The following is an 18,871-nucleotide window of genomic DNA, read 5'->3' as shown; positions in this document are numbered from 1 at the left end:
ATGTTAGCTAGAGATATCGGTATCGATCTAGGAACTGCGAACGTACTTATTCACGTAAAAGGTAAAGGAATTGTATTGAATGAGCCATCTGTTGTGGCGTTAGATAAAAACACAGGCAAGGTCTTAGCAGTAGGTGAAGAAGCCAGACGCATGGTAGGGCGTACACCTGGAAACATCGTTGCGATTCGACCGTTAAAAGACGGAGTTATTGCAGACTTTGATGTTACAGAGGCAATGCTTAAGCATTTTATCAATAAGTTAAATGTAAAAGGATTCCTTTCTAAGCCAAGAATCCTGATTTGTTGTCCAACAAATATCACATCTGTTGAACAGAAAGCAATCAAGGAAGCTGCTGAAAAAAGCGGTGGTAAGAAAATTTATCTTGAAGAAGAACCTAAAGTGGCTGCGATTGGAGCAGGTATGGACATTTTCCAACCAAGCGGAAATATGGTAGTTGATATTGGCGGTGGTACTACAGATGTAGCTGTATTATCAATGGGTGATATCGTCACCGCCTCTTCAATTAAAATGGCTGGAGACACTTTTGATGCCGAAATCCTAAGCTACATTAAGCGAGAGTACAAGCTTTTAATTGGTGAAAGAACAGCTGAAAACATTAAGATTCAAGTGGCGACTGTTTTCCAAGACTCGCGTCATGAGGAAATCGATATTCGTGGTCGTGATATGGTTACGGGCTTACCACGTACACTTACCATCAAATCTGCTGAAATTGAAAAAGCATTGCGCGAACCGGTTTCAGCAATTGTACAAGCTGCGAAAAGTGTACTTGAAAGAACTCCGCCTGAACTTTCTGCGGATATCATTGACCGTGGGGTCATATTAACGGGTGGTGGTGCACTTCTACACGGAATCGATCAGCTATTAGCTGAAGAATTACGCGTACCGGTGTTAATTGCTGAAAACCCAATGGAGTGCGTAGCAATCGGAACAGGCGTTATGCTTGAAAATCTGGACAAGCTTCCACGTAGGAAATTAGTCTAAATATACAAATGAGGACCTCTCCAAAATGGTAGGTCCTTTCCCACTTTCACAAATTTTTTTGAATGTGGCTAAAATTTACAGATGAAGAAATGGGTAATTCCTACTATAATTAAAAGTAGATATGTTTGGATTCGGAAAAAATGAGGTGAGTTCATGTTACGTGGATTTTATTCTGCAGCAGCTGGAATGCTCTCGCAGCAACGTCGTACAGAAATGTTAACCAACAATATAGCAAATGCTAATACACCTGGCTACAAAGTGGACCAAGGTTCTTTACGTGCCTTTCCTGAAATGCTAATGCAGCGTTTAGAAGGTGAGAAGAGTCCAGCTAAAAATGGAGGCACTCTTCGTACTGCAAATGGCATAGGTGGTCTAAATACAGGTGTATACATGCAGGAAATGACGCCGCTGTTTAAGCAAGGAGACATTCGCGAAACTGGACTTGCTACAGATGTAGCATTGGTAGATGGCTATCTGCCGATCAATCCTGAAACCAACAGACCGGGTTCTTTATTTTTTAGTGTCCAAAATGCAAATGGTGATATCCGATACACGCGAAACGGAAACTTCACAGTCGATCCAGCTGGTTACCTAACAACAAATGAAGGATTCCATGTTCTCAATGAGGCTGGAAATCGAATTCTGGTTGGTGGAGATCAGTTTGAAGTGAATGCGGATGGTAGTGTTCTTATCGGTGGTCAAGCTGAAACAAGACTAGGAATTGCCTTCTCAGAAAATCCATTGAACCTAATCAAAGAAGGAAATGGTTTATATCGCACGAACGATGGTGCCCAACTGCCAAATGCAGATGCAAATCCAGAGGTTTCTTATACATTAAAACAAGGATTTCTCGAAGGTTCTAATGTTGATGTTGCTCAAGCAATGACAGAAATGATGACAGCATACCGTGCATTCGAGGCTAACCAAAAGGTGCTTCAGGCCTACGATAAGAGTATGGACAAAGCGGTTAACGAGATTGGAAGATTATAAGAAATGGTACTCGTGCCGATGGCGCCTGGAGCTAGACATTGAAAAAGAAAAGTTGGGGTGAACATAGATGCGTTCGATGATTACAGCTACAAATACGATGAGTCAGCTGCAAAAGCAGATTGATACAATAGGGCATAATTTAGCGAATGTAGATACGACCGGCTACAAAAAACGCCAGGTCAACTTTAGTGAGCTATTATCCCAACAATTTAATAACCAACCTGTTAATGCGCAAGAAGAAGGTCGTCTAACCCCAAATGGAATTCGTGTCGGAGTTGGTGCGAAGCTCGGATCTACAAATATGATGATGACTCAAGGTGCGATCAAAACAACGGACCGTGAACTTGATATTGCCTTTACGAAGGAAAATCAATTTTTGCAAGTGCTAGTGGATGAGGATGGCGTACAGGTTCCACGTTTTACAAGGGATGGTGCTCTCTACTTATCACCTACTAACGATGGAACGAATCGAGTCTCACTTGTGACAAGTGGTGGAAATCCTGTCTTAGATCAGGATGGAGAACCCATCGTGTTCGTTGATGATATTAAGGAGATACAAATCTCAGCAAATGGAGAGTTGTCGGTAGTACCTGAGGCTGGTGCTCCTCAACTGTTTACATTATCCGTTGTTCAGATTAATAAGCCACAGCTTCTACAGGCAGTTGGCCAAAATCAATTTGCTTTGCCTGATTTAGCTGCACTTAATATTGCTGAAGAGGATGTGTTTGTTGCCCTTCAAGGTGACTTGCGCGAACAGGTAAGTATTCAACAAAGAGCGCTCGAACAGTCCAATGTTGACTTATCAACCGAAATGTCAGACCTCATGTTAACCCAAAGGTCATACCAGTTTAACGCAAAATCAATCTCCATTTCAGACCAAATGATGGGTCTTGTAAATGGGATACGATAGAAAAGTGCATGTTAACAATTGATAAAATGACAAACCTACGGGATACTATAAAATAAAAGAGTAGGCAGACTTCGGTACACCCCAAAGGATAAGGAGTAATCTCAGTGACTAGTGAACTTAACAATACACAAGTAAAATCGCGTGAAGACTTCCGTAAATCGCGCGATGAACAAAAGAATACAGAAAAAGAACCTAAAAAGAAACGCGAAGGAAAAATTCGAATTCGTTTAATTCCGATTTGGATACGACTTCTACTCGTCGTTGTTCTTTTTGCTGCCAGTATTTTGATTGGTTTGGTTGTAGGTTACGGAGTCATTGGAGATGGTGAGCCGGGCGATGCCTTGAAAAAAGAAACATGGCAGCATATTATTGATATTGTAAATAAAGATGCTGAAAAATAGAGGGCGAATGCCTTCTTTTTTTATTTATATAAACGGGCGAATTAAGGCGATGTTTACAATTCCACTAATACTTGTATTATAATAGGCATTAGTTGTTCCACTTATACATAGAGGAGGAATTTGTAAAAGATGTACGATATTAATCAAATAAAGGAAATTATTCCGCATCGTTATCCGTTTTTATTGGTTGATCGAATTTTAGAAATGGAAGAGGGCAAGCGCGCGCTTGGCATTAAAAATGTGACAGCAAATGAAGAGTTCTTCAATGGACACTTCCCTGACTACCCAGTAATGCCGGGTGTGTTAATTGTTGAAGCATTGGCTCAGGTTGGTGCCGTTGCGATGTTATCTAAGGAAGAGAACAAGGGTAGACTTGCTTTCTTTGCTGGAATTGATAACTGCCGCTTTAAAAAACAAGTCGTCCCTGGTGACCAACTTCGCCTGGAAGTGGAAATCACACGCCTACGAGGGTCAATTGGAAAAGGAAAAGGAACTGCAACCGTTGACGGGGAACTTGTGTGTGAAACGGAAATTATGTTTGCACTAGGTGAAAAAACGGAATAACGAAAGTCTAAACCGGATGGAGAAACCCATCTGGTTTTTTTATTCTCTAATTTGTAATTTTTTTGATACATTTGTAATCTTCGGGGAATGCTAAGCAAAGACCGAGTAGGTCGAAACAATACTTAGAAGAAAGCAGAAAGGAGAATATGCAATGAACAAAAAATGGTTCTTAAAGCTAGTGGGAGCACTCCTTGCCGTGTTTTTAGTAACAGGCTGTAATGCTGATGACCAAGATCCTCCTCCAGAAGATGATGGATTAGAAACTCCCGGTGAGGATTTCAACGAAAACATGGATAACGATGTGACTCCTGAAGAAGATGTCGTGCCAGGCGATGACGGTAACGGAAACATTATCGGAGACGACAATAAAGATGGTGACCTTGATATGGGCACTGACGACAATGACGAGTTAGGCAACAATGATGACGAAACAAACCCTGGCGGTGGCACAGGTGGAGATAACGGTGGCACTGGCGGTGCTGGTGGAGGCCAGTAAGCCTCAGCCATTTAAAAAAGGCGGGAGATAATCCTGCCTTTTTTAATTCTGTATAGGTTTTTTCTTGTCTTCTAGTCTCGTTTTAAAGGCAGAAAGAAGGTTGTCACCTTGTAAGCCTTGTTTAATAAGGTCGGTAAGTACAACCTCGGCCATATTTAGTCTGTTTGTCACTATTTTTCCGTCCATTAAGACACTTACACTATTCTCCATCTCTTTGATGATTTTAACGGTACCCAATAAGGAGGCAGGCTCATTTGATTTCTTTGAAATGGTGACTTGGAGATTTATTTCCTCATTGGATTGATGTGCTTTTTCAAAAATATCCTTATATGGTTTTTCAATAAAAGCCTCTACGATCCAACGATTTTCCCCATCTTCCCTATTGATAATCAGTCCATCCATTAACGGAATTTCCTCAACACGACCCGGTTGTTCATCATCGTGAAGAACCACAAGTGATACCAGCTTAAACGTTTTCAAACATCTGACCTCCTTATATTCCATTCGTACTACAAGAGATAGTTAAATTATAGCATATATCCTATATATTATATGGAGTAGTTGTGAAAATGAATCAGATTCCTTATCTGAAAAAAATGCAGAATTGTAGATAAAAATGAGATGTTTGAAACTTTTATTTTAAAACTGAAAAGCAACACATGGATACTTAATTTTTATGGAAAACAGCACAATGAAAATGGATTTTCCTTGATTTTACAGTTGTCGAATCGTGAAGTATGATGGCCTTGTTACATTTAACTGAGGAGGTAAAAATAATGATGAATCAAGTAATTTTAGTCGGAAGACTAACAAAGGATCCCGATTTGCGTTACACCCAAGAAGGTAAAGCGGTAGCTCATGTGACACTTGCGGTAAGCCGAAATTTTAAAAGTGCTGCCGGGTCTATTGAAACAGACTTTGTCAATTGCACGCTTTGGCAAAAGACAGCAGAAAACACAGCAAACTATTGTAAAAAGGGATCTATTCTTGGTGTGACAGGGCGCATTCAAACAAGAAATTACCAGAACAACGAAGGAAAAAGAGTATATGTGACTGAGGTGTTAGCAGACTCCGTGAAATTTCTTGGTGGAAAACCGAGAGAGCTAGTTGAGAACTAGGTTCTTGGTGATAAGCCAATGGAGGATAAGAGTATGAACAATGATGAATTCAAGGCTATTAATGAAAAGCTAAACAAACTTGCGATGGGAATTGCACTCCATTTAGAAACATTACAAGGTCAAATAGGCGAACGTATGGATCAAATTGATCAACACTATAATGAACGCCTCCTACAGCTTAATCGAATGTTAGAAGGGAAGCGATCATGATATGAAAAAAAGATTTAGAATCTGAACCAGCTCTTACTAGTCCACTCTCCACGTACCCCGCACCAAGAAACCTCAGACGCCTTTTCGAAAAAAAAGTTCCTCTAGAGATAATGGAATACTTCAATGAATCCTCAACGTTTCGCCAATCATGGTCACAACATGGTTGGCCTTTTTCATACCTTTATAATAGAACACTTGTTCTAAATAGTCAATATAAAATAAAAAGTTTTGATAAGGTGTTGACACGCTAAGTGTATTAACCATATAATACAAACAGAACGGTGTATTAACTGATTGATACACCACATTATTTTTAACAATGCTGTATGGTGTGCTTAATACAGTTGTTATTTTTTATAAAAGATTAAATAACATGCAACTTTGTTGATTGTAGCGGAAGGTGGCGACTCCCGCGGAAAGCGAGTGCCAGGAGCGAAAAATCACCCAAGTTATAAAAGCAACAAATCTTTAAGAAATAACTTATTTTTAATCATCGTGTATTAACCCCTTCATACAGGGTAGATGAATTTATAGGAGTTGGGTCTATGGATATAAAGTTTAATAATCGGGATCCTGTCTATGTTCAAGTCATTCAGTATTTTAAGGAACAAATAGCGAAAGGCATTTTTGAACCAGGACAGGAAATTCCGTCAAGAAGAGAATTAGCAAATCGATTGAAGATAAATCCCAATACGGCTCAGCGCGCGTATAAAGAAATGGAGGAACAGAGGTTGATTTTTACGGAAGGCAATTTACCTAGTCGTATTACAAAGGATGAACTCGTATTGAAAACGGTTCGTGAGGAATTAATCTTGGACGCTGTTAGTGTCTTTATTCATTCAGTGAAGTCAATTAATGTACCACTAGAAGAAGCATTGGATTTAGTTGAAAAAGAGTACAAAAAGGAATAGGGGGGATCTTTGTGATTGAAGTAAAGGACGTAACAAAGAAGTTTGGTAGAAAAACGGTCTTAAAGGGCATTAATTTTACAGCTGAAAAAGGGAAGATTACGTGTCTAATTGGCATAAATGGAGTCGGAAAAACAACGGTTATGAAGGCGATTATGGCATTAACCCCTATTGATGGCGGTGAGATTTTAATCAACGGTGAAAAGATTCATAAAGGTAGCTATGAAAAAATCACGTTTATCCCTGACACGATTACAATGTTGCCGCAAATGAAAATAAAAGAGGCATTTACTTTTATGGCTGATTTCTATGACAGCTGGAATCAGAAACGCGCCGATGAACTACTTGAGTTTTTTAGATTAAAAGAAACCGATCGGATTTCTGATCTATCAAAGGGAAATACGGCAAAAGTGAACTTGATCCTAGGACTGGCATTAGATGTCGACTATATCTTAATGGATGAGCCATTTTCAGGGATTGATATCTTTAGTCGTGAACAGATAGCAGAAGTATTTACAAGTCATTTAATTGAAGACCGAGGTGTTATCATCACGACGCATGAGATTAATGACATTGAACATTTAATTGATAAAGTTGTCCTGCTAGATGATGGCGTTGTGTTACGAGAATTCGATACCGAGGAAGTACGAGAAGTTGAGGGGAAATCGGTAATCGATGTGATGAGAGAGGTGTATCGGGGATGAATCGATATTTAAAATTAGTGAATTTTGAATTCACCCGTTTTTTTAAGTTATATCTTGTTTTAATTGGAATCACAATCTTTTTACAGGTGGTTGGCATTATTGTTGATTCACGAATCTATGTAGGTCGCGCGAATAAAGCGATTTATGAGGATTTACTAACAGTGAGTGATTTTATCTCCCAATATGGGAAGATGTCCTTTTATCATTTTGCGTCAACAGGCTGGTTTATCGGATCCATGATGTTTTGCGGGGCTGTACTACTGATTTATGTGTTCTTTATCTGGTATCGTGATTGGTTTGGAAAGAATACGTTTAGTTATCGCTTACTCGTGTTGCCGACTGCAAGATTAAATATATACTTGGCGAAAGCGACAACGATTTTACTGTTCATTTTAGGTTTACTTGCACTGCAATTATTATTAATTCCTGTTGAACAAAAGGTTTTACAGTGGTTGGTACCAGAGGAGTTTCTTCAGACTTTAACATTGCAGGAAATTACGAATCTCTATTATCTAGAAATACTATTTCCAAATTCATTTGTGGATTTTATCCTTTACTATGGCACCGGAATGGCAGCGGTTTGTGTAGCGTTTACGGCTGTATTATTTGAAAGATCCTACCGTATAAAAGGAATTTTCCTTGGCGTTCTCTATGTGGGTCTGTCCCTTTTAGTTGCTATTGGACCATTGCTTATTGATGAATTTTTATTAGGGAATTATTTTTATGAGAATGAACTGTTTTATATGGTCATTGCAACAGGATTACTCACATGGGTTGGTGCCATTTGGATCGGCAACTATCTATTAAATAAGAAAATCAGGGTCTGATAGGAGGTTACATGAGTGAAACGTTATTGGAAAATCCTTACGCTTAGTTTCATCACGGTTATCGTGCTTGGAACGTTTTATATACAATCTAGTTTAGCTAGTCAAAATATCCAAATTGAATTTGAAACGGTAAGTGGTGATGAGGGTGAAGTTGATAATCTAGAAATGAACGTAAGCTATGTGGTTGATGACATGTACCAAGACTTACGAGTTTCTCAGGAGGGAACTGTTAATCTAACGGATCGGTCGCTTTTCGAACAATTGACTAGCGTCCACACGTGGGACTCGATTGATCAATTAATTAAGGAATACAAAGGTTTTATGCGAGGGAAGCATTTAAATCCCAATAGTTTCTTTGAAGATAAAAATATGGTTATTTACGTCAATGTTGAGGGTAACAGTATAAACTCTTCTAATTTTGATTCGAGTTTTGAAATAGATATTTTAGATAAAAAATCGGAAGAATCCGTTTCAATGACACTTGATTTACCTAATAAAGAAAAATATCATTGGGTTGATATTAATGATATTCAAATCTTGAATAATGAGTTAAAGGTAATCGCGCGGGGATCTGGAATTAATAGTGGCGAGGATTTATTGGTATACACAATAGATCTAAAGGACAAGAAGATTGAAAACGAGGAAGTTGTTTATTCTTCTCCGCAAGTAAAGAATGGATGGTCGGGATTTAGAGTATTTAGTGACTTTTATTCTACTGAGCCTGAACAATATTTTGTTTTTCTATCTGAAGCCTATGAACATGATGAGAGCGGAATGGGTACAGAGCTTGCCAAAGATAGAATGATATACGATATTCAGAACAATAAACTTTTAAAATTGGAAGTACCTGAAGATTTTACTGTGGATTTTGATAAATTATCGATTGTAAATTCCACACTTATTGTACCGAATTATTCCCCAGATGGAATAAAACTCATGCAATATGAAATTGAAACGGGGCAATGGGAAGAGAAACAGACAATTGATATAGTCAATATGGAGAGCGACGAAAATGCACCTTTTATCAACATATTGAACGAAAAAATCTATATCGTTGAAGCAACAAAAGAAGGTCATCACTTATCAATTGGTGACATAAACTCAGGCGAAACATTATACGAAGGAAAAATAATTGTAAAAAACAACGATACAAAAGACTACAAAATCTACTTTAACAATATAAAAGAACAATAGATGGGACACGGGGACAGGTCCCTCGTCCCACACAATAGGGTGAGAAAAATGGCGGAACATGAAATTGAGGAGATTATTACTAATTTCGGAAATGAGTTAAGATATGTAGCGTTTCAATATGTGCGGAATTGGGTTGTTGTCGATGATATCATGCAAGAAGTATACTTGAAGATCTTTTTGAAGTTTGACTCATTTCGGGAAGAATCGAAATTGAAATCCTGGCTCTATCGAATCACAAGGAATCAATGTATCGACTACCTTCGCAGTAAGGTGGTTAAAGCCACCGTATTAGTCGATGAGATGGAGGATTTACGATACTCGACCAATGAGGTAGTCGAAAATGAGGTGCTTGAAAAGTTTGACAACGAAAGGCTACGCGAGCATATTAATTCATTACCCAAGGATTACAAACAAACATTATCTCTCTATTATTTTGACGATTATACCTATAACGAAATATGCCAACAATTGAGTAAGGATATTTCATTTGTGAAGAACAAATTGTTTCGTGGAAAACGGATGTTGAAGCAAGTCTATGAGAAAAGTGGATTACCAGTGTAGGTTATGAGCCAATCAAACGTGATTGGCTTTTTTTGTATGGTTCTTCCACTTTTTGTAGGAATAAGGTACAATTATTCAATCAGAATAGTGGGGAGAAAGAGTATGAGATTGTTAGTTTTATTACTCGTTGCGTTCCTATTGGGAATTGTCTTGGCAGCCTTCGATGTGAGCGAGCCTATCAGCGTGGTAAGCAGTATATTTATTATTTTTAGTTTTTCACTCTATTTGTTTGTATATCCGATCTATTTGGAGAAGAATGTAAGAAAGATAGAGACTTATCTTGCAAAAAGAAGGAAGAACCCTTTATTCAAGCTGTATTATGGGATGGGTAATCGGATTGATGAAGATGTAAAGGAAGCGACAGAGGTTTTGCTTCGAAAATATAAGCAACCAGCACGTCAGGCGATGTTTAAGACGTTACTTGCGTTATACGAGGAGGATATTCTCCGCGCGAAGTCGGATATTGAAGATATTCAACCACAGCAATACAAAGCCTACTACCAGGCAATTGTTGCAATTGAAGAGGGTAAAATGGAGCAGGCTTCTGAATTTGCTGACCAGGTAAAAACCGAATGGATGAAGCATGCGTTAGCAGCAGGAGTCTCAAAAAAGGCAGGAAGCCACGACAAGTACGTCACCGAAATCCAAAAAGCGTTCGAGAATTCACGGGGACTGCAGCGATATATTATTTATAAACAGTATGAGTCTGATTTGAAGGTGGGTTGAGGATGATCTCAGTTGAGGTGCTCCTCTTTTTAATTAAATAAGGGTGTTGACCAACGTCCCCACCCGTAGATTATTTCTTCAGTTTTTCCTCTACCAAATGGTAAAACCTTTGCCAAGGTTCAGTTTTGTCCTTGTGCTTTTCACTTGGCACAAACTTCTTCGTCTTTCTCTTTGGTTTGGTTGTCTTCTCAGCCAAAAGAATCAGCTCCTTTGGATATTGGTTTATCAAGCTATAAGATTTAAGCGTCTAATATAGTGATTAGGGCTTAAATGATATATCAAGTTAGGAATATGTTACGTCTCGTATACCGATTAGCGCGTAAACGGGATAGTAGGCCAGAGGATACAAGCCTCTTGTATATCGTTTACCCTAATCCCCATACCTCAACCCACACCCCCCGCGAGTGCTGCAGGGACAAGGAACCTGTCCCCCCTGTCCCAAGACCTTAAAACACACCCAATAGTTCTTTCAGCTCACCGGTTGAGAGTTCGGTGATCCAGTTTTCGCTGGTGATGATTTCGTCGTTGAGTGATTGCTTTTTCTCGAGCATTTCGTCGATTTTTTCTTCGAGAGTACCGGTTGCGATTAGCTTGTGCACGTGCACGAATCGTTTTTGACCAATTCGGTAGGCGCGGTCGGTGGCTTGGTTTTCAACGGCCGGGTTCCACCATCGGTCATAGTGAATGACGTGATTGGCTTCAGTTAAGTTCAGTCCCGTTCCACCAGCTTTCAATGAAAGAATCAAAATATTGAACTCCCGGTTTTGGAAGCCATCGATCATTTTGTCGCGCTGTGCCTTCGCCAGGCTTCCGTTCAAGAAGTGCACCGATTCATTGAACCGTTTTTGCAGCACATCTTGAATCATTTCACCCATATGAATATATTGTGTGAAAATCAAACAGCTCTCGCCTTGGTCACGAATATGATCCACCAATTCAAGCAGCTTCTCCATTTTTGCAGAGCGGTCATCCACATTTTTCGGATTTGGCTCTTTCAAATAGAGAGCAGGGTGGTCACATACTTGTTTCAGCTGTCCAAGCATTTTTAAAATAAGGCCTTTACGCTGCATGCCCGCAAGTTGTTCGACCTGTTCTAGTGTGTCCTTCACCAACTGCTCGTAAATCGATGCTTGCTCAACTGTTAGCGGGCAGTATTCTTTTTGCTCAAGCTTGTCCGGCAAATTCAATGCAACGGCTTCATCATTTTTTGTACGTCGCAGTAAAAATGGCTTGATTAAGCGCTGCAACTGAGCAATCGTTTCCTCGTCATGATCCTTTTCAATCGGTGCAACATAACGTTTTTGGAACCCGCCAAGACTGCCCAAATAGCCGCGATTAATAAAATCAAAAATGGACCAAAGCTCAGTCAAACGGTTTTCCATTGGCGTACCCGTCAAGGCAATATTATGGTCGCTTTTTAGCTTGCGAATCGCTCGCGACTGCTTGGTTTGCGCATTTTTAATATTTTGTGCCTCATCCAGACAAATCGTTCCCCAATCGTATGCCGAGATTTCCTCCTCATCTAAATGAGACAACCCGTATGAGGTCAACACGATATCAGCCTCGTTTACCTGTGAGGCAAACTCTTCGCCCTTCAAGCGGTTCGAACCGTAATGAAGATGGACGCGCAAATCGGGTCCGAATTTTTCAAGCTCTTTTTGCCAGTTACCAAGCACGGACGTTGGACAGATGATGAGCGCCGGCTTTGCACCACTTTCTTTTACAGCTAAAAAGTAAGCAATCATTTGGATCGTCTTTCCTAATCCCATATCATCGGCAAGACAGGCTCCGAAACCGAAACGACGTAAAAATAAGAGCCAATCCACACCTTGCTGCTGATAAGGGCGAAGCTCGCCTTTGAAGGTGTCTGGAATCGTTGCCGTTGGAATCTCTTTAATATCCGTAAGCTGCGTAATCATTTGAGACAAGTGACGATTCAGTTCAATTTGGATACCAGCAAATGCTCGTTCTGCTTCTTGTTCTTCACGCTCTGCTTGTTCTGAGAGGGAGAGTAGCTCCTGCTCGAGCACGTCACGGACATGAAGCCCTTCTTTATTTGCTCGTGCAAGAATGGATTGCACCTGCTTGATAAACGCAGGATCTAGCTTAATCCATTTCCCACGGATATTCACCAAACGTCTTTGCTCATTAACAAGCGACATGAATTCATCCTCAGATAGCTCAATGCCATTCGTTGAAAAGCGCCAGTCAAAATTGATGATGGATTGTAAGCCAACGAAGGATTGGCGGCCACCACCTGTTTTTGGCTTCACCTTTGCTTTAATCGCTAGTTGAGCATCCTTTATCGCTTGCCACCACGCTGGTAATAGAATGCCGACTCCAGCCTCGACTAGCTTTGTACTTGCTTCCGTTAAAAAGTCCCAGGCCTGGCGCTCGGTTAGCTCATGAACGATGCCATCCTCATTCTGAAGCCATGGTACAAGCTTCGACCACATCGCTTGGTCGCTTGCAATTTTTTCCTCAAAAGGAGCCCATTTTTTCGGAAGAACAGTATGCATTTTATATGGTTTTTCTTTGCTGCGTAGCACAGTATGTAGTGTCCATGTGCCATTGTCCATTTCGGGTTCCTCAATCTGAAGCATCACGTCAAATGGTGTGTGATCCTCTTTCCAGCCAATTCGTTCAAGCCAGTTGTTTTCGTCGACAACAAACTCGGAGCCAGTGGTGCTTTTTACAAGCGGAAAGGTTGAGGCAATTTCTTCCCATGCCTCTCGAAGGGTAGAATCAGACTGAATCATGTCAGTCACTGCTTCAGAAAACCACTCTGCTACAAATCCAGTAAGCTGGGTACCAATCGGCTTCCAGCCAAACCGTTCAACATCACGCCAATAGTCAAAATCAGGCATAAAATCGCCTTCCCTAATAAGCGGCAATAGATCTTGAGACATTTCTCGATAATGCTCAACATTCTCACTCTCGAGTACTTTTACAAATGAATTTATAGCTGATTCACCGAAAAAGGTAAACGCCTGCCAGGGTGAAAGAAGAACGGCGCTGTTGTCCTCAAAGGTCGTCTCCTCTAAAAAGCTCCCATAAAATGAAGCATCGTGCCAGACGAATAGATTTTGTTTCCATACCTTTGCATCAAGCTTGAATCCATCGTCGGTTGTGCACCAGACATAAAAGCCTTTTTCCGCCACCCATTCAGCATGTATGAGTACCGTGTTTGCAGTTAACATTCTTTCACCCCCTTAATCTGAAATCATGGAAGCCCGGGTGAGTTCCTGCTGGAAGGCGCGTAAACGCTTATTCACAGTAGCAACCTTGGTAATATAATCATCCCAGATGTCTTCTTGTTTCATTTTTTTGTAATACGTTCGGATTTTGCGTAAATATTTGACGGCTTTTTTATAGCTCGGTCGATTTTTTCCCTCAATCGCTTTGGCGACAGCTTGATGATAGAGAGGGAGTAACACAGTACGATCTACCTTTTCAATCTCTTTTAAAACATGGCGGTCAATCTCATCGATATCATAGCCAGCAAAAATCTGTAGTTCGACCCATTTTCGATAATCTTCCGTTTCCAATAAAAAGTCGGTGTACTCAACATAACTATATGGAAGAAGCTGCTCCAATGCTTCGAAATATACGGTTTCATCATGCTCCTCTGTATATGGCGAGATGTTTTGTAAATACAATCTCGTCATGTGGCGGCGACCTTCATAGCTTTGAATCGCAAAGATATATTCTCGGATACCCTCGGTCGCATGGTTAATCCAGGGACGAACTCGGTCCCACTTTTTTGACTCAGACAAATAGGAAATCCACCAAAAGCTGTAGGCTGACGATTCACGACCAAGTTTCTTCATCATTGCAATAGCAGATTCATCATCATTCTGTAAAAAGCGTAAATGAGCATATGCAATTACATGCACCGGATTTTCTAAATCAAGGGCGTTTTCTTCAAGTTCAATCCACTTTTTACGATTAAAAAAGGTCACCCAAAGCAAACGGTACATTTGCAATCGCTCAAACTGAAATACCGATTGACGGAGTAATGTCTCTCTAACAATCTCGATGCTTTCCTCAAGCATACCGTCGATTGAAAAAGGGAGAGACACCTTCTTCATCTCAAGCGATTCATCAAGCACGGTATCTGTGTAATTATGAAAATATGGCTTAATATAGCTGTCTATCTGATAATTTCGCACCTCCATTTGCTCAAGCAAATCAATCGTTTTGCGTATACAAAATAGGGCTGCATGAATATGAAATAATCGTTTGTACTCTTCCGAATAAGGTGCACTCCTTTTTAATAGTTGAAAAAACGAATGGTACATCGTAGCGAAAAAGTAAATCGATTTTTCTGGATGGTTGGATTCGAACCGTTCAAATTCCTTCTCGAAAAAGGTAATCCAGAATTCAAGCGAGTTTTGTTTGTTTTCCACACGCTGTAAGGTGCTTCCTTTTTTAACAGGAATCGATGCTAACGAGGGCTTTGGTTTATCGCCCTCTTTCCATTGCTGAAGGAGGGACCCCACCCGATCAACACTCGCATACATATAAAAAAACAGAGCCATCTGATGCCTACAAAAGGAACCAGTTGGGCATGAGCAACTGCTTACGATAAGATGGTTAAGGTCAAGGGATACATCAACAGGGGTGACATCCTGCACACGCCCCTCGACTTTCTGTCCACTGTACCTGACATTATAAACACTACCCTGACGGTAGAGATTGAGTCCTTTGTTAATTAACGTACGGTCAGCCTCATTGTCAAACGAAAACATATCACGAAGCTCTTTTGAAAAATGCATAACCGCATCCCTAGGAATTTCATTTTGAAGCAAGTGGTCTCACTCCTACTATATAAAAAATTGTCATATCTCTTTATTATACCTCAATATGGTTTTAATTGGGATTCTAAGCACATGTAGAAATTTTTAAGGTAGACAGTCGCAAAACAGAGTCCTCTTGCGTACATGTATAGTAATCCTTGGTGGATTTGGTTTCTCCATCCAACTCCCCAAGACCATTTTCTCCCAAAGTGCCAGGGCCCATTCGAACCTATTAACGAGCGGAGGTTCTCCATCCTTGACTCGTGTCATGTTCGACCCTGGACACTTTTCATCTAGGAGTGAACTCACTTGGAACATAAACACGTAGATAACGATATTTCAATCGATGTGAATCGTGTAAGAAAAGCGTTAATTCGTGCATACATGAAAGGCGAAAGAAGTACAGAAATTGATACAAAACAATTTATAAAAGATTTAGCCAATGATATTAAGGGGTCTCGGACAACCTAAAAATGAGATCTAGTGTTAGTAACTGTCTTCGGTGTGGAGGCAGTTTTTTTATGTGGGTGGACAAGGCATACTACTTTTGGTGTATAAAAATAATAAATTTGGGTCATAGAAAAAGATGTACTTTTTTGACATAATTAATCCCACAAACATTTAGGGTGTTTGTGGTTACCCAGTATTGGTCAGTGGTTTTCAAGCCATTCGACTAGTCTGGGTTTTTATACGATAGAAGTGAATTCGGTTTCAATGGTATGATTTGTTATTTTTTTCGTGTACATATATGATAGTAGTGAGGGAATACAATTAACTGAATGTTATGATAAGGGGTAGAGGTGTGAAGCTTCCAATGGTATCCTCCCATAAGCGGGAGAATTACGCAAAGTTCTATATGATTTTAATAGCCTTAATCGGTTGGACGATAGTGGGATATTCCTTTTTTCAGATTGAACCAACCGATGAAATCGCGATTCTCCTTTTACTCACAGCTTTTCTAGCGGTAACGGAGTATTTTCCAATTCCGCTCATGAGAGGATCAACGACGATTACGTTTCCGTTTATCTTTATCATGCAAGGTCTTTTTGGGATTTCATATCCCATTATTATTTATGCGGTTATCGTCTTAGTCATTAACATTCTTCACGAGCGACCGCTGAGAATCATCCTGTTTAACCCTGCACAGTTGGCAATAAGCGTATTTACTGCAGATTTCATTTTAACTTATTTGAACGGTACCCAGGTACTCGCGACGAACAATGAGTTACTTAATGGAATTCTTACATATGGACTCTTTCTAGCATTCTTTTTTATAGTGAATAATTTAATTGTAGATTTTGTATTGCTGATTCGTCCACAGCCTTATCCATTTTTCATGTTTAAAACAAAAACGTTCACAGAAGTGGGTAGTGCAGCGATTTCATTGCTATACGGAGTGATGATGGTATACCTAAACGGTAGAACGGTTGACGTGTTCTCCATGTTTTTCTTCTTCTCACCATTAGTGGCAGTATCGCTGTTGTATTCGGTTATCTCCACACTTGAAAATGAAAAGAAACGATTAAATGCACTGTTTTCGATAACAACCGTAGTCAATAAGAACATCCATTCAACGGATTGGATTGAGACGTTTAAAACCATCTTTACCCAAATTGTCGATGTGCAAGCGATTATGCTTTGGGTCAAAGAAAATGATGTGTGGAAAATTCTATATTATGATGGAAGAGTGACGCCAAAGGAAGAACTAACAGGAGAAGCGTTGGCCCGTTTTGATGGTAAAAAGGAACCGATTGTCTATCAGGACAGAGTGAAAAAGCTCGGTCCGATTGATGAGTTTTTTAAAAAGGATATGAAGGCCTTTGTGTATTCTCCGATGGTTGTCGAGGATGAAACGATTGGAATGCTCGTTGTGGCAAAAAGTCGCTCGCGAAGCTTTGAGGAAGACGAAATTCACTCGATTGCTACACTTTCAAATCAGCTTGCAGTCGCGGTTAAGACGAGATATTTAATAGAAGAGAAGGAAAAACGAATTATCCTGGAGGAGCGTAACCGGATTGCCCGCGGGATTCATGATGGTGTTGCTCAAACGCTTGCTGGAGCGGTTATGAATCTTGAAACGGCAGAGAGAAAGTTCGATCGAAACCGGGAGGAAACGAGAAAACTCATCCATGAAAGTATGGAAAAATTACGACTCAGTTTACGCGAGGTTCGTGAGTCAATCTACGAGTTGCGGCCATATCCAACTGAACGGGTAGGATTGTCTGCTGCGATTAGTAAACGAATTAAAATGATAAAAAGCGAGTATGATATTTCGTTTTCATTTGATATTAGAGGGCAAGAGGTCCCACTTAGCTCCATGGTCGAAAAAGAACTGTTTGATATTTTTCAAGAAAGCCTGCAAAACACAGTTAAGCATGCGAAGGCAACAAAGATTGATGTTCTGTTAAGCTATCAGAAAGAGCATATTATTTTAAAAATAAAGGACAATGGGGTAGGTTTTTCATTGTTCCAGGCAATGGTCAAGGCGCAAAATAACCCTCATTTTGGCATATTAAATATGAATGACGCAGCGGAAAAAATCAATGCAACGCTCCAAATAGACTCAAAAGAGGGCCAAGGTACTGATATTACATTAACTGTTCCCAAAATGGGACTTGAAGGAGGTAGTACTGTTGATCAAGCTTATGCTGGTGGATGATCATGCTGTGTTACGTGACGGACTTAGAAATATATTAGAATTAGAAGATGATATTCGCGTTGTTGGAGAGGCTGTTTCCGGTGATGATGCCCTGAAGAAGGTACCAATTTGTGAGCCAGATGTAATTCTAATGGACATCAACATGCCTCAGAAAAACGGGGTCGAAGTGACTGGAATCCTAAAGAAAAAATACCCGTCGATTAAAGTGCTTGTGCTCACGATGCACAATCATGACGAGTATTTTATGGCAGCCATTCGTGAAGGAGCCGACGGATATTTGTTAAAGGACGCGCCGTCCGAGCAGGTCGTGGAAGCGATTCGTACAGTAGCCGGTGGTGAATCGGTTATCCATCCTTCGATGACAAAAAAGCTCCTCAATTTCCACCAACAACAGGAGCAACCAAGGGATAACGCACTAACCGAGCGGGAAATGGAAGTGCTGCAATGTTTGGTTGAGGGCCTAAGCAACAAGGAAATCGCTGATCGTCTCTTCATTAGCGACAAAACCGTAAAGATTCATGTTAGTAAAATCTTTAAAAAGTTCGACGTCAAAAGCCGCTCTCAAGTCGTCATCTACGCTGTTCAAAACAAACTCGTACCGATGTGAGTTAGGATTATCACGACTTGAGCCCTATTTCTAAGTGAAAAAGAGAAAAAAGCATGCGCAAATAAGAAATGCGCATGCTTTCTTGCTTTATATGTGAGAAAAAACCATGCGCATAACCCAATAAGTGGGAAAAAAGTACTAGAATTGGAGTTTAATTACAAGTATTTACAGTTTCGCATCGTTTCCTCGTCGGAA

20 protein-coding genes are annotated in these 18,871 nt (G+C 40.2%); 17 read left to right on the top strand and 3 right to left on the bottom strand.

The annotated features are described in order from the left end of the window. The 6 genes from mreB (at position 1) to CZ490_RS16120 (ending at position 4,363) form a co-directional block, all read left to right on the top strand. Positions 1–1,002: a rod shape-determining protein gene (gene mreB, locus CZ490_RS16145; protein ID WP_077619862.1), complete on the top strand. Its 1,002-nt coding sequence runs from the start codon at positions 1–3 to the stop codon at positions 1,000–1,002. 153 nt (positions 1,003–1,155) lie between these two features. Beyond that, positions 1,156–1,992: a flagellar hook-basal body protein gene (locus CZ490_RS16140; protein WP_077619861.1), complete on the top strand. Its 837-nt coding sequence runs from the start codon at positions 1,156–1,158 to the stop codon at positions 1,990–1,992. Between the two features lie 67 nt (positions 1,993–2,059). Continuing rightward, positions 2,060–2,902 carry a flagellar hook-basal body protein gene (locus tag CZ490_RS16135; RefSeq protein ID WP_077619860.1) on the top strand — a complete coding sequence of 281 codons (843 nt, stop codon included), beginning with the start codon at positions 2,060–2,062 and terminating at the stop codon, positions 2,900–2,902. A 104-nt stretch (positions 2,903–3,006) separates the two neighbouring features. Further along, on the top strand, positions 3,007–3,303 hold the full coding sequence (locus tag CZ490_RS16130; protein WP_077619859.1) for a DNA-directed RNA polymerase subunit beta: 297 nt from the start codon (positions 3,007–3,009) through the stop codon (positions 3,301–3,303). Positions 3,304–3,432: 129 nt separating this feature from the next. Continuing rightward, complete coding sequence (gene fabZ / locus CZ490_RS16125) at positions 3,433–3,867, top strand: 3-hydroxyacyl-ACP dehydratase FabZ (RefSeq protein ID WP_077619858.1); 435 nt, start codon at positions 3,433–3,435, stop codon at positions 3,865–3,867. A gap of 151 nt (positions 3,868–4,018) precedes the next feature. Next, positions 4,019–4,363, top strand: a complete 345-nt coding sequence (locus tag CZ490_RS16120) for a hypothetical protein (RefSeq protein ID WP_077619857.1) — start codon at positions 4,019–4,021, stop codon at positions 4,361–4,363. Positions 4,364–4,405: 42 nt separating this feature from the next. On the opposite strand, the gene CZ490_RS16115 is transcribed toward CZ490_RS16120, so the two are convergent. Continuing rightward, positions 4,406–4,843 (bottom strand): YwpF-like family protein, encoded by a 438-nt coding sequence (locus tag CZ490_RS16115; protein ID WP_077619856.1) that lies wholly within the window; start codon positions 4,841–4,843, stop codon positions 4,406–4,408. 296 nt (positions 4,844–5,139) lie between these two features. Between CZ490_RS16115 and ssb the strand changes: the two genes are divergently transcribed. The 8 genes from ssb (at position 5,140) to CZ490_RS16080 (ending at position 10,611) form a co-directional block, all read left to right on the top strand. Continuing rightward, positions 5,140–5,481: a single-stranded DNA-binding protein gene (gene ssb / locus CZ490_RS16110; protein WP_077619855.1), complete on the top strand. Its 342-nt coding sequence runs from the start codon at positions 5,140–5,142 to the stop codon at positions 5,479–5,481. Between the two features lie 33 nt (positions 5,482–5,514). After that, on the top strand, positions 5,515–5,691 hold the full coding sequence (locus CZ490_RS22410) for a hypothetical protein (protein WP_159439979.1): 177 nt from the start codon (positions 5,515–5,517) through the stop codon (positions 5,689–5,691). 545 nt (positions 5,692–6,236) lie between these two features. Beyond that, positions 6,237–6,602, top strand: coding sequence for a GntR family transcriptional regulator (locus tag CZ490_RS16105; protein ID WP_077619854.1), 366 nt, complete (start codon positions 6,237–6,239; stop codon positions 6,600–6,602). 11 nt (positions 6,603–6,613) lie between these two features. Beyond that, positions 6,614–7,303, top strand: coding sequence for an ABC transporter ATP-binding protein (locus CZ490_RS16100; protein ID WP_077619853.1), 690 nt, complete (start codon positions 6,614–6,616; stop codon positions 7,301–7,303). Continuing rightward, positions 7,300–8,130, top strand: a complete 831-nt coding sequence (locus CZ490_RS16095) for a hypothetical protein (RefSeq protein WP_077619852.1) — start codon at positions 7,300–7,302, stop codon at positions 8,128–8,130. Before CZ490_RS16100 ends, CZ490_RS16095 begins: the two co-directional genes overlap by 4 nt. A 15-nt stretch (positions 8,131–8,145) precedes the next feature. Continuing rightward, entirely contained in the window at positions 8,146–9,324 is a 1,179-nt protein-coding gene (locus tag CZ490_RS16090) for a hypothetical protein (RefSeq protein WP_077619851.1), read from the top strand. A gap of 48 nt (positions 9,325–9,372) precedes the next feature. Continuing rightward, on the top strand, positions 9,373–9,885 hold the full coding sequence (locus CZ490_RS16085; protein WP_159439978.1) for an RNA polymerase sigma factor: 513 nt from the start codon (positions 9,373–9,375) through the stop codon (positions 9,883–9,885). A gap of 102 nt (positions 9,886–9,987) precedes the next feature. Beyond that, a complete protein-coding gene (locus tag CZ490_RS16080; protein ID WP_077619849.1) occupies positions 9,988–10,611 on the top strand; it encodes a hypothetical protein in 624 nt (207 codons plus the stop codon). Positions 10,612–11,057: 446 nt separating this feature from the next. On the opposite strand, the gene CZ490_RS16075 is transcribed toward CZ490_RS16080, so the two are convergent. Both CZ490_RS16075 and CZ490_RS16070 read right to left on the bottom strand, forming a co-directional pair. Further along, a complete protein-coding gene (locus CZ490_RS16075) occupies positions 11,058–13,811 on the bottom strand; it encodes a DEAD/DEAH box helicase (RefSeq protein WP_077619848.1) in 2,754 nt (917 codons plus the stop codon). A gap of 12 nt (positions 13,812–13,823) precedes the next feature. Further along, positions 13,824–15,422, bottom strand: a complete 1,599-nt coding sequence (locus tag CZ490_RS16070; protein ID WP_077619847.1) for an SWIM zinc finger family protein — start codon at positions 15,420–15,422, stop codon at positions 13,824–13,826. 297 nt (positions 15,423–15,719) lie between these two features. Here CZ490_RS16070 and CZ490_RS22405 point away from each other — a divergent pair, with 297 nt between their 5' ends. From CZ490_RS22405 to CZ490_RS16060, 3 genes are all read left to right on the top strand, one after another. Further along, positions 15,720–15,881 (top strand): YwzD family small protein, encoded by a 162-nt coding sequence (locus CZ490_RS22405; RefSeq protein WP_159439977.1) that lies wholly within the window; start codon positions 15,720–15,722, stop codon positions 15,879–15,881. A 331-nt stretch (positions 15,882–16,212) separates the two neighbouring features. After that, the gene (locus CZ490_RS16065) at positions 16,213–18,069 is read left to right on the top strand and encodes a GAF domain-containing sensor histidine kinase (RefSeq protein ID WP_077619846.1); all 1,857 of its coding nucleotides are present in this window, start codon (positions 16,213–16,215) and stop codon (positions 18,067–18,069) included. Beyond that, a complete protein-coding gene (locus CZ490_RS16060) occupies positions 18,044–18,676 on the top strand; it encodes a response regulator (protein ID WP_077619845.1) in 633 nt (210 codons plus the stop codon). The genes CZ490_RS16065 and CZ490_RS16060 overlap by 26 nt, the downstream gene beginning before the upstream one ends. The last annotated feature ends 195 nt before the right edge of the window (positions 18,677–18,871 follow it).

The organism is Litchfieldia sinesaloumensis, from assembly GCF_900156865.1.
Lineage (GTDB): Bacteria > Bacillota > Bacilli > Bacillales > Bacillaceae_L > Ferdinandcohnia > Ferdinandcohnia sinesaloumensis.
The sequence above is the reverse complement of the archived record's forward strand: the minus strand, read 5'-3'. Positions and strand labels throughout refer to the sequence as shown.